This window comes from Sandaracinobacter neustonicus (assembly GCF_006385875.1).
GTDB lineage: Bacteria > Pseudomonadota > Alphaproteobacteria > Sphingomonadales > Sphingomonadaceae > Sandaracinobacteroides > Sandaracinobacteroides neustonicus.
Genome location: NZ_VFSU01000012.1, coordinates 26,609 through 38,037, shown reverse-complemented (window position 1 = coordinate 38,037; position 11,429 = coordinate 26,609). Strand labels below are relative to the sequence as shown.

Here is an 11,429-nt window from a genome sequence, read left to right as displayed (position 1 = left end):
TCGTGCTTTCAAGTCAGGAATCAGCCTGCCCCGACACCTTGCCGGACAGGAATCAGGCAGGGGTCAGGCGCCCCTCAATCCTGCCCGTGCCCCGGCACCGCCAGCGCACCCCACGCGCCGGACATATCTTCCAGAATCACATCGATCGCATCCACCCGCAGCCGCAGCGCCGTGCCGCCGCCGAATGCCAGCACCAACTCGCCGGGCACGCTCTCCGTCACGGCCAGCAGCGGCAGCACGGCATGCCGCTCGTCGGGCCATTCACGCCGCGCCACTGCCAGCACGCCTTCGAAGCGCAGGGCGCTGCGCACCCGCGTCGGCTCCTTCGCCTCCCAGCGATAGCGGTTGCCCAGCAGCACCAGCCGCCGCCGCTTCGGCTCCCACGAGACGTCCATCGCCTTCACGGCCATGTCCTGCGCGCAGGCCGACAGGATCTTCAGATCCTCGCCATCTTCGGCCCTCAGCAGCAGAAGCTCGGTCATCGCGCTCAGTCCCCGTCCACCCGTTCGATGTCCGCCCCCACGGCCTGCAGCTTTTCCTCCAGCCGTTCATAGCCGCGATCCAGATGGTAGACGCGCCGCACGATCGTCTCCCCCTCGGCCGCAAGGCCCGCGATCACCAGGCTCATGGAGGCGCGAAGGTCGGTCGCCATCACCGGCGCGCCATGCAGCTTCGGCACCCCGCGCACCACGGCGGAGCGGCCCGTCACCGTGATATCCGCCCCCATGCGCGCCAGCTCGGGCACATGCATGTAACGGTTTTCAAAGATGGTTTCCGTCAGCACCGAAGCCCCGTCCGCCACCGTCACCAGCGCCATCAGCTGCGCCTGCATGTCGGTCGCCAGCCCCGGCCATGGCGCGGTGGTGGCCGTCACCCCGTGCAGCCCGTTGGCGCGGCTCACCTTCAGCCCGCCCTTCACATCCTCGAAGGAAACTCCGGCCGCCTCCAGCACCGGCAAGGTCGATCCCAGCAGCGCCCGGTCGGCCCCCAGCAGCACCACTTCGCCGCCGGTGATGGCCGCGGCGCAGGCATAGCTTCCCGCCTCGATCCGATCGGGCATCACCGCGTAGGTCGCGCCGTGCAGCCGGTCCACACCGTCGATCACGAGGCGTTCCGTGCCGATGCCGGAAATCCGCGCGCCCATGGCGACAAGGCAATTGGCCAGATCGACAATCTCCGGCTCGCGCGCGGCATTTTCCATCACCGTCTGGCCCTTGGCCAGCACGGCGGCCATCAGCACATTCTCCGTCGCCCCCACGCTGACGACGGGGAAGATGATGTGCCCGCCGGTCAACCCGCCCTTGGGCGCCTTCGCCCGCACATAGCCCGACGTCAGCTCGATCTCCGCGCCCAGCGCCTCAAGGCCCTTCAGATGCAGATCGATCGGCCGGTTGCCGATGGCGCAGCCGCCCGGCTGGCTGACCGTCGCCACCCCCTCGCGCGCCAGCAACGGCCCCAGCACAAGGATGGAGGCGCGCATCTTCCGCACGATGTCATAAGGCGCGGTGGTGGAGGTCATCCGGCTGGCGGAAATCGTCATCACCCGCCCAAAATCCTCCGGGCGGGAGCCTTGCGTCTGCGTGGAGGCCCCCAGCACGTTCAGCAAATGCCCGAAGGTGTCCACATCGGCCAGCCGGGGCAGGTTGCGCAAGGTCAGCGGCTCATCCGTCAGCAAGGCGGCGGGCAGCAGCGTCAACGCCGCATTCTTCGCCCCGGAAACCGGGATTTTCCCCTTCAGCGGGCGTCCGCCCGAAATGCGTATCTGGTCCATAGATCAGGGTGATTAGCCGCTGCTGCGCGGCTAGGCGAGTGGCTATGCACCGCAACGGGAGAAGATGATGGATTTGTGGCACTGCGCAGATGCCCGCTCGTTCCGCCCGCTGTGGATGCTGGAGGAGATGGGCCTGCCCTATACGTTGCACCTGCTGCCCTTTCCGCCGCGCTGGCAGCAGCCGGATTATCTCGCCATCAACCCGCTGGGCACCATCCCCTTCCTGAAAGACGGGGCCGCCGAACTCACGGAAAGTAGCGGCATCCTGCACTATCTGGCGGCAAAACATGGCCCCACCCCGCTTGCCGTTACGCCGGATGAAGCGGATTTCGCGCTCTACACCAACTACCTGTTCCAGTCCGACGCCACCTTCACCTTCCCGCAGACCCTCGTGCTGCGCTACCGCCTGCTGGAGCCGCCGGAGAAGCGCCAGCCCGCCGTGGCGGATGCCTATGCCAAATGGTTCCTCTCCCGCATGGGCTGGGTGGAAACGCATCTGGCAGACGGGCGGGAGTGGCTGGCCGCTGGCCGCTTCACCGCCGCCGACATCGCCGTCGGCTATGCCTGCCTGCTGGCGGGCACGCTGGGCCTGCTGGCCGATCTGGGGCCTGAAACACGGGGCTGGTGGGGCCGCTGCACCGCCCGCGATGGTTACCGCCGCGCCCGCGCCGCCCAGTCCACCCCGGCCGCCTGAGCTGCCCGGCGTCCATTCGTTAACGCCGCCACCTCCCTACCGTTAACCCTTTCACAGCAAAGACTTTCCGCTCGTCAATCCTTCCACGGATTCACGCATTAACCTGCGCAAACCGCCGCCCCGGCCGACGTCCTCATGTCAGCCGGGTCGCTTGGTCGCACCGCGGCAGGTTCATTCCAGCGGAGTCCGCCCCATGTTCATTTCAGCCGTCCGCCCAGTCCTCCACGTCGCCCTAGTCGCAGCCGCGCTTGCGGCCCCTGCCGCGGCCGAAGCCCGCACCTTCAACGCCGCCAACCGCGCCGATCTGTGGAATGCCCTCACCGCTGCCACTGCCGGAGACACCATCCTGCTGGCGCCCGGCCATTATGGGGATTTCAGCTTCACCAAGTTCAAATACAGCGGCGGCTTCGTCAGCATCCGCTCCGCAGACGCCTCGAACCGGGCCGCCTTCGGCAAGATGACGCTCGGCACGGCGACCGGCCTTTCCATCAGCGGCATCGACGCGCAGTCCAGCGCCAACCCGGTGGTCTCCATCACCGGCCAGAACATCCGCTTCACCGGCAACCGCATCCGCGGTGCCAACATCAACCGCGACCCGTGGGACGATGGGCAGGGCGGGATGCATGTGCGCTTCGCCAGCAACATCCTCGTCGGCTCCAATGATTTCGAGGATCTGCGCGTCGCCATCTATGTGCAGCGCTCGACCAACGTCCGGGTGCTGCACAACAGCATCGGCTATGTGCGTGAAGGGCTGAACGTCGCCGCGCTGGCCGGCGGCGAAATCGCCAACAACCATTTCCACAATTTCCAGCCCAACTACAGCCTGGGCGAACACCCGGACGCGATCCAGTTCTGGACAAGGCAGGAAACAGTCGGCGTCACCGATGTGAAGATCCGCAACAACTTCATGCAATTGGGGCTGAACGGCGCGGTGCACGGCCTGTTCGTGGGAAGCGAAGCTCCCAACGTCTATCACCGCAATCTGGAAATCACCGGCAACGTCTATTGGGGCTCTGCGCTGCACGGCATCACCCTGGCCGGCACCATCGGTGCCAGGCTGTTCAACAATGTGATCGTCGCCTCGCACTGGGCAGACAAGAATAACAGCTCGCTGCGCACGCCGGACGGCCGCACCGGCGGGGCGATGCAGCCGCAGATCCGCGTCTCCACCGTCTCGCAGGTAGAGGTGGCGCGGAACATCACCATGAAGGGCATCGGTGTCAGCGAAGATTCCACCTGGGCCGACAATATCGACCTCTACGATACCGAAAGGAAGATCGGCGAAAGCTGGGAATCCGTGTTCGGCGGCCGCCCGACGGAAAAAGACCCGCCGCTCAGCGCCTTCCTCACCCTCAACCCGTCGTCCGCACGCACGCGGGGCATCGGCCTGCTCAGCACCTTCTCTTACGGGGTCGTCACGCTGGATCCGGTTAAGGCGGAAAACTGGGGCGCAGCGCAAGACGCGACCACCCCCGCCACGATCCTGAAGGCCATCTCCGGCAACCTGCCCGCGGCCGTGCGCGCCGTCACCAACTGATCGGGATACCCCCCCCGGCCTCAGGCCGGGGGGTCAGCCCGGCCCACCACATCGGCCAGCAGCAACGGCCGATACAGGTGCGGGAACAGCGCCCCGCCGCGCGACTCCTCCCACTTCAGCGCCGGATCGTCCGCCACATCCACCTCCGCCAGCACCAGCCCGCCTTCCCCGGCGAAATGCCGCTTCAACGTGCCCTCCAGCTGCGCCGCCGCAGACAGATGGATGAACCCGTCCCGCAGATCGTCGGCAGAGCCCTCGAACCGCCCGTCCGCCTCGAAGGCTACCCATTCGCGGGCACGAAAAATCTTGAACAAAGCCATTCCCGTCTCCTGCCGCTGCCCACGCATCCGCGCAAGCTTTCGCCCGAGCTTTCGCAACGCCTCACCAGCCGCTAGGGGGCAAATATGCCCGAACCGCGCTGGACGATCGTGATCCCCTATTTCAACGAGGAACAATGGCTCCCCGCCACCCTCGCCAGCCTCAGCGCGCAAACCCTGCGGCCGTTCCGCGTGGTGCTGGTGGACAACGGCTCCACAGACGCCACCACCGCGCGTGCGCAGGAATGGGCGGAAACACAGCAGGGCATCGAAACGACCCTGCTCACCCAACCCATCCCCGGCCAGGTGCACGCGCTCAACATGGGCATCGCCGCCGTCCGCACCGAATTCATCGCCATTTGCGACGCCGACACAATCTACCCGCCCCACTATCTGGAAACCGCCACCCGCCGGCTGGAGGCCGCCGCCCCCAGCACCATCGGCTTCATCGCCCATGATACCGGCCCCAACGCCCATAGCGGATGGGAACGAGCCGGCCGTTGGCTCTACACCCACATCATCCCCAACCTCCTCACCCATCAGGCGCATGGCGGCGGCTATGCCCACCTGTTCCGCACGGCCCCCTACAAAGCGTCGGGCGGCTATGACCCTGCCCTCTGGCCCTATGTGCTGAAAGACCATGAGCTGGTGCACCGCCTGTGGAAACAAGGCCGCATCAGCTACGCCACAGACCTGTGGGTCCAACCCTCCCCCCGCCGGGAAGACCGCAAGTCCGTCCGCTGGACCCTGCCCGAACGCATCCTCTACCACGCCACCCTGCCGAGCCAGAAAGACTGGTTCTTCTACCGCTTCCTGCAACCCCGCTTCATCGCCCGGGGCCAGAAAGACACCGTGCTCAGGCAGCAGAACTGGAGCAGTCCGGCGTAAGGTGGGCGTGGAGTTCGAAGGGGCTCTGCCCCTTCACCCCGGCAGGGAAATGATTTCCCTGCACCCTCAAAATTGGCGTTGCGCGCGAACTGCAACGTCGTGGACGTGATCAGATTCCATTGCCTGCGGCGCCACGTGGCTCTCTCCCCGCCGGGGAGAGAGGTGGAGAGAGGGGAGCAACGCCGGGCCTGATCCACCGCCCTCAGCACCCCCTCCCAGCCTCCCCACCCGCTCAGCCTGAGTCCTGAGCTTGTCGAAGGGTCGAAGGCCCCTGAGCAAACCCACTACCCTCACCACCAACCAGAACCGTCACCCCGGACTTGATCCGGGGTGACGCGTGGAGAGGCAAAGTGGCCCACCCCAAAAGCCCCGCAGGCAATAAACCCCCAACCTCGCGCCAAGCAGATGGCCCCACCCACTCCCTTGCAGCGGGCTAAAAACTAAGGCGGTGCAGGGGCGTCACGCCCCTGCCGGGGTGAAGGGGCAGAGCCCCTTCAAACGTCAGTCATAGCCCCACCCTTGCCCCACCACCGCCGCCGGTGCATCAGCCACCCATGCCAGCGGGTGTCTTTCTTCTCCACGGTCATGGCCGCACCGGCCTTTCGATGGGCTTTCTCGCGTCCGAACTCGGGCATCAGGGGTTCGCCACGGCCGCCCCCAGTTACGGCATGCGCCGATCGATGGCGGAGATTCTGGATCATATCGCCCCGCGCATGGCTGCATTCGAGGCGACGCTGGATGGCCCGATGCACATCGTCACCCATTCGCTGGGTGGGCTGGTGGCGCGGGCGCTGATTTACCGGCAGCGGCCGAAGCGGCTGGGGCGGGTGGTGCAGCTTGGCCCGCCCAATCAGGGGTCGGAGCTGGCGGACGCCCTGTATGACGCGCATCTGTCGAACGCGCTGCTCGGCCCGGTCGCGCCCTATCTGCGCACCAACCGGCCCAGGGCCGACGAGGCGATCTTCGGCACGGTCGATTATGAGCTGGGCGTGGTGGCGGGCGATGTCAGCGTGAATCTGGTGCCGGAAAGCCTGCTGCCGCGCCCGAACGACGGCAAGGTCTCAGTTGCGGCCACCCGGATCGACGGCATGGCCGATCATATCGTCGTCCATGTCGCCCACAGCATGTTGCCCTTCCACCCGGACAGCGTCGCCCAGGTGCTCGCCTTTCTGGCCGATGGCCGCTTCCGCCATCCCGACTGAGGCGCGCTCGATCACGCCCGGCAGCCGCGCTTCATAGTCCGGCGGGAACACCCAGTAAGACAACCCGCTCGCCCCCGGCCCCGCCGCCAGCCCGCGTGCCTGTGCGCCCTTGCCGAACATCAGCTGCAGCAGCACGTCGCTGGCGGCCCATGGGTCCATATACCAGAAGGCGTGCGAGCGCGCGCTCACGCCGTGCAGGTCGCCGGGGCGCACCCGCACGATCTCCAGCCCCAGTTCCTTGTTGGCCTGCTGCAGGAAGCGCAGATCGCCGGGGGAAAGCTCGCGCAGGTCCGGCCGCCCGGCGCGCGATCCCCGGTTCATCACTTCGGATAGCCGCAGCGCGCTGTCCTCCATGTTCAGGCTCACCGTCACCCGGTCCGGCAACCCGGCATAATCGCGCAGGTCCCCCACGAACCCGCGCAGATCGGCATCCGGCGCGGCATGGTGCACCTGCCCCAGCTTTGGGTTCAGCCCCGTCGCGCGCGACCAGCTGCCCACCCGCGCCAACCCGTCAGAGGCAACCGTGCCGCCGGCGGAATAGCTCAGCACGTCGATCTTGCGGGCGCGAGTGTGGGTGGCCAGCAGCTCCACCAGCCGGGCGAACTGCGGGGCCGCGCCAAAGGCGGTGCCGATATCGCGCGGATAGACAAGGAAATTCTCGGCAGTCGGCCATGCGAACAGCAGCACCACGGCATTCTGCCCGGTGAAGTGGCGCAGCTGTGCCGCCTGCCCGGCGGCGCGCTCCACCGTGGAGTTCGCGCCATGCACATAGATGATGATGTCCGGGTCCAGACTGCGGCCCAACGCCTCGTCCACCAGCCCCAGCCAGGCGCGCATGGAAGGGTCCAGCACCGGCCCGGCAGGTGGCACCGCCTCGTCACCGGGCAGTGACGCAAGCTCCCGCATCTGCTCAAGGATCAGCTGCGGCCGCCGCTCGCCGTCCTCGCCCATCGACCATTCATAAACCCGGTCCCATGTCGTGCCCTGATCGCCGATGCGGATCGTCGTCACCCCCAGCAGCAGGTCACGCCCCGGGGTGATGGAATGGATGCGATCGTTGCGTGGCCCCAGCGGCAGCCGGTTGGTGGCATAGAACAGCTCGATCCGGTTGTCGTGCCGAAGATTGGGGTTGGCCTGAAACAGCTGAGAGCCGGATTTCGCAAAGGCCGCAGGCACCGGCATCAACCGCATCGGCGGGTTGTGGAACGCCATCAATATCGTGATCAGCAAGCCCAGCAGCGCCACAAATCCCAGCCAACGCCAGATGCGGCTGCGCTTTTTCTTCGGCTGCCCGTCGGGGAGAGCTGTTTCGGTCATGCCCGGCTGCATGCCGCAGCGCCCGGTCGCCGTAAAGCGCGGAATGCTTCCGTCGATTCCGTCCAAGACGCGCCCGCCTGCATCAGGCATTCGCCATGGTGAAGAGGGGTCTACGCCACAGCACGGAAAGTGTGCCTGAACATGTTGTTTCACTTGTCGACAGACGCCGAAGATCCCGAACGGGTCGCCCGGATTCTGGCCGAACTGATGGGCGGGAAGGCCTCGCCCTGTCCTCGCGTCGCCGAAGGCAGCTGGTTCGCCCATGCCGATGACGCCACGAACACGCTGGTGGAAGTCTATCCGGCCGGCACGCTGCTGGTGGAAGGCCCCGAAGGCATGGTCGGCCTGCCCGGCCCCACCCGCCGCCGCTCGGCGCTGCATTTCGCGCTGGGCACCCCGCTTTCGCCGGAACAGGTGCATGCGCTGGCCGCGCGCGAAGGCTGGCCAGTTGAAACCTGCACCCGCCAGGGCATGAGCGGCGGGCGCTATCATGTGATCGAGCTGTGGATAGAGGGCGTCCGCCTCGCGGAAATCCTCACGGAGGATATGCAGCAGGCGTATCTGGATTCCGTCCGGCTGGATTGCTGGGCGCAGGCTCCGGCAAGCAGCGGCGAGCGCGCAAGAGCCGCGTAAAGGAGCCGCCTGAAGGGTTCGTCACGGGCGCCCTGCTGGCCGGGCGGGGCGCCAACCCTCTTCCCTTTTTCCCGCCCAGCCCCCACTTCTGCCGCGCCGCCGCGCCCTCTTCCCTCGCGCCCGGAACATAGGTAGAACATACTTTCATGAGCCTCACCCACATCTCCGTCCGCGGCGCGCGCGAGCACAACCTCAAATCCGTGGACATTGATCTGCCGAGGGACAGGCTGATCGTCATCACCGGCCTCTCCGGCTCCGGCAAATCCAGCCTCGCCTTCGACACCATCTATGCCGAGGGTCAGCGCCGCTATGTGGAAAGCCTGTCCGCCTACGCCCGCCAGTTCCTTGAGCTGATGCAGAAGCCGGATGTCGATCATATCGAGGGCCTCAGCCCGGCGATCAGCATCGAGCAGAAAACCACCAGCCGCAACCCGCGCTCCACCGTCGGCACCGTCACCGAAATCTATGATTATATGCGCCTGCTCTGGGCGCGCACCGGCGTGCCCTACAGCCCCGCCACCGGCCTCCCGATCTCCGCGCAGACGGTCAGTCAGATGGTGGATCGGGTGCTGGCGCTGCCCGAAGGCACAAGGCTGATGCTGCTCGCCCCCGTCGTGCGCGGCCGCAAGGGCGAATATAAAAAGGAAATCGCCGAGTGGAAAAAGGCAGGCTTCCAGCGCCTGCGCGTCAACGGCGAGGTGGTCGACATCGAAGACGCCCCCACGCTGGACAAGAAATACAAGCACAACATCGACGTCGTGGTCGACCGCCTCGTCGTCCGCGCAGACATCGCCAGCCGCCTCGCGGAGAGCTTCGAAACCGCCCTGAAACTGGCAGACGGCCTGGCCGTCGTGGAAATCCTCCCCTCCCCTTCAGGGGAGGGGCCGGGGGTGGGGGTGGCGGGCAAGCCCGACGTCAACGAAGTGATCACCTTCTCGGAAAAATTCGCCTGCCCCGTCTCCGGCTTCACCCTGCCCGAAATCGAACCCCGCCTCTTCTCCTTTAACGCCCCGCAGGGGGCCTGCCCCACCTGCAACGGCCTTGGCGAACGGCTGTTCTTCGATCCCTTCCTCGTCGTCCCCAACGAAGCGCTCAGCCTGAAAGACGGCGCGGTGGTGCCATGGGCCAAATCCTCGCCGCCCTCGCCTTACTATATGCAGGTGCTCGGCTCCGTCGTCGGCGCGCTCGGCGGCACGCTGGACCAGCCATGGGCGAAGCTGCCCGAGGAAACCCGCGAAGCCATCCTGCACGGCACCAAGGGCAAAGCGATCCCGCTCGTCTTCGAAGACGGCCGCAAGCGCTATGAAGTGAACAAGCCGTTCGACGGCGTGCTGGCCAACCTCGACAAGCGCTTCCGCGACACCGAAAGCGCATGGATGCGCGAGGAACTGGGCCGCTACCAGTCCGCCGCCCCGTGCGAAGCCTGCGGCGGCGCGCGGCTGAAACCCGAAGCGCTCAGCGTGAAGATCGCGGGCGAAAGCATTTCAGACAGCACCCGCCGTTCCGTCGCGGATGCCGCGATATGGTTTCAGGCGCTGCCAGCCCATCTCACGGCGAAACAACAGGAAATCGCCAGCCGCATCCTGAAGGAAATCAACGAGCGGCTCGGCTTCCTCGTCAACGTCGGCCTCGGCTATCTCAGCCTTGATCGCACCTCCGGCACGCTGTCCGGCGGCGAATCCCAGCGCATCCGCCTCGCCAGCCAGATCGGCTCGGGCCTGTCCGGCGTGCTTTATGTGCTGGATGAACCCTCCATCGGCCTGCACCAGCGCGACAATGACCGGCTGCTGGAAACGCTGAAGCGCCTGCGGGACCTCGGCAACACCGTGCTGGTGGTGGAGCATGACGAAGACGCCATCCGCACCGCCGATCATGTCGTCGATATGGGCCCCGGCGCGGGCCGCAACGGCGGCAACATCATCGCCGAAGGCACGCTCGCCGATATCCTGAACAACCCGAACAGCCTCACAGGCGATTATCTCTCCGGCCGCCGCAAGGTGGAGGTTCCCGCCACCCGCCGCAAGGGCAATGGCAAGCAACTCAAGGTGAAAGGCGCGCGCGCCAACAACCTGCAGAACGTCAGCGCCGCCATCCCGCTCGGCACCTTCACCTGCGTCACCGGCGTCTCCGGCTCGGGCAAGTCCAGCTTCGTGATCGACACCCTCTATCCGGCGGCCGCCAAGGCGCTGAACGGCGCGCGCCTGCACGCCGGCCCGCACGATGAAATCACTGGCCTCGAACATCTGGACAAGGTGATCGACATCGATCAATCCCCCATCGGCCGCACCCCGCGCTCCAACCCCGCCACCTACACCGGGGCCTTCACCCACATCCGGGACTGGTTCGCCGGCCTGCCGGAATCGCTGGCGCGCGGCTACAAGCCCGGCCGCTTCAGCTTCAACGTGAAAGGCGGCCGCTGCGAAGCCTGCCAGGGCGACGGCATGCTGAAGATCGAAATGCACTTCCTGCCCGATGTCTATGTCCAGTGCGACGTCTGCCACGGCAAACGCTACAACCGCGAAACGCTGGAAGTCCTGCACAAGGGCCACAGCATCGCCGACGTGCTGGACATGACGGTTTCAGACGCCGTGAAACTCTTCGAAGCCGTCCCCCCCATCCGCGACCGGCTGAAAATGCTGGAAGAAGTCGGCCTCGGCTACGTCCACGTCGGCCAGCAGGCCACAACACTCAGCGGCGGCGAAGCCCAGCGCGTAAAGCTGGCCAAGGAACTCAGCCGCCGCGCCACCGGCCAGACCCTCTACATCCTCGACGAACCCACCACAGGCCTCCACTTCGAAGACGTCCGCAAACTGCTGGAAGTCCTGCAAGCCCTCGTCGAGCAAGGCAACACGGTGGTCGTGATCGAACATAATCTGGAAGTCATCAAAACCGCAGACTGGGTCATCGACCTCGGCCCCGAAGGTGGAGCAGGCGGCGGCACCATCGTCGCAACCGGCACACCAGAACAGATCGTGAAGTCCGGCAAGGGCTTCACGGGCGGGTATTTGCGGGGACTGTTATCCAATTGCAATCCTTGAGTTTATCTGGAATTCTACCACTATAGTTTCCC

Annotated in this window: 9 protein-coding genes; 5 read left to right on the top strand and 4 right to left on the bottom strand. The window is 66.1% G+C overall.

Annotated elements, in window-relative coordinates:
• Nucleotides 1-74: 74 nt before the first annotated feature.
• Together FJQ54_RS04195 and murA are read right to left on the bottom strand one after the other, a co-directional pair.
• Nucleotides 75-482, bottom strand: a complete 408-nt coding sequence (locus tag FJQ54_RS04195) for a DUF2948 family protein (protein WP_140927183.1) — start codon at nucleotides 480-482, stop codon at nucleotides 75-77.
• A 5-nt stretch (nucleotides 483-487) separates the two neighbouring features.
• Nucleotides 488-1,771 (bottom strand): UDP-N-acetylglucosamine 1-carboxyvinyltransferase, encoded by a 1,284-nt coding sequence (murA, locus tag FJQ54_RS04190; protein ID WP_140927182.1) that lies wholly within the window; start codon nucleotides 1,769-1,771, stop codon nucleotides 488-490.
• A gap of 64 nt (nucleotides 1,772-1,835) precedes the next feature.
• Here murA and FJQ54_RS04185 point away from each other — a divergent pair, with 64 nt between their 5' ends.
• Nucleotides 1,836-2,465, top strand: coding sequence for a glutathione S-transferase family protein (locus FJQ54_RS04185; RefSeq protein WP_140927181.1), 630 nt, complete (start codon nucleotides 1,836-1,838; stop codon nucleotides 2,463-2,465).
• A 193-nt stretch (nucleotides 2,466-2,658) separates the two neighbouring features.
• Nucleotides 2,659-4,002 carry a right-handed parallel beta-helix repeat-containing protein gene (locus FJQ54_RS04180; RefSeq protein ID WP_140927180.1) on the top strand — a complete coding sequence of 448 codons (1,344 nt, stop codon included), beginning with the start codon at nucleotides 2,659-2,661 and terminating at the stop codon, nucleotides 4,000-4,002.
• Between the two features lie 20 nt (nucleotides 4,003-4,022).
• Here FJQ54_RS04180 and FJQ54_RS04175 read toward each other — a convergent pair whose 3' ends face one another.
• Complete coding sequence (locus FJQ54_RS04175; protein WP_140927179.1) at nucleotides 4,023-4,322, bottom strand: DUF952 domain-containing protein; 300 nt, start codon at nucleotides 4,320-4,322, stop codon at nucleotides 4,023-4,025.
• Nucleotides 4,323-4,406: 84 nt separating this feature from the next.
• On the opposite strand from FJQ54_RS04175, the gene FJQ54_RS04170 reads away from it, so the two are divergent.
• Entirely contained in the window at nucleotides 4,407-5,207 is an 801-nt protein-coding gene (locus FJQ54_RS04170; protein ID WP_140927178.1) for a glycosyltransferase family 2 protein, read from the top strand.
• 1,061 nt (nucleotides 5,208-6,268) lie between these two features.
• On the opposite strand, the gene FJQ54_RS04165 is transcribed toward FJQ54_RS04170, so the two are convergent.
• Nucleotides 6,269-7,726, bottom strand: a complete 1,458-nt coding sequence (locus FJQ54_RS04165; protein WP_140927177.1) for an alpha/beta hydrolase — start codon at nucleotides 7,724-7,726, stop codon at nucleotides 6,269-6,271.
• A gap of 141 nt (nucleotides 7,727-7,867) precedes the next feature.
• Between FJQ54_RS04165 and FJQ54_RS04160 the strand changes: the two genes are divergently transcribed.
• Nucleotides 7,868-8,359 carry a hypothetical protein gene (locus tag FJQ54_RS04160; protein ID WP_140927176.1) on the top strand — a complete coding sequence of 164 codons (492 nt, stop codon included), beginning with the start codon at nucleotides 7,868-7,870 and terminating at the stop codon, nucleotides 8,357-8,359.
• A gap of 146 nt (nucleotides 8,360-8,505) precedes the next feature.
• Nucleotides 8,506-11,397 carry an excinuclease ABC subunit UvrA gene (uvrA, locus tag FJQ54_RS04155; RefSeq protein ID WP_140927175.1) on the top strand — a complete coding sequence of 964 codons (2,892 nt, stop codon included), beginning with the start codon at nucleotides 8,506-8,508 and terminating at the stop codon, nucleotides 11,395-11,397.
• The last annotated feature ends 32 nt before the right edge of the window (nucleotides 11,398-11,429 follow it).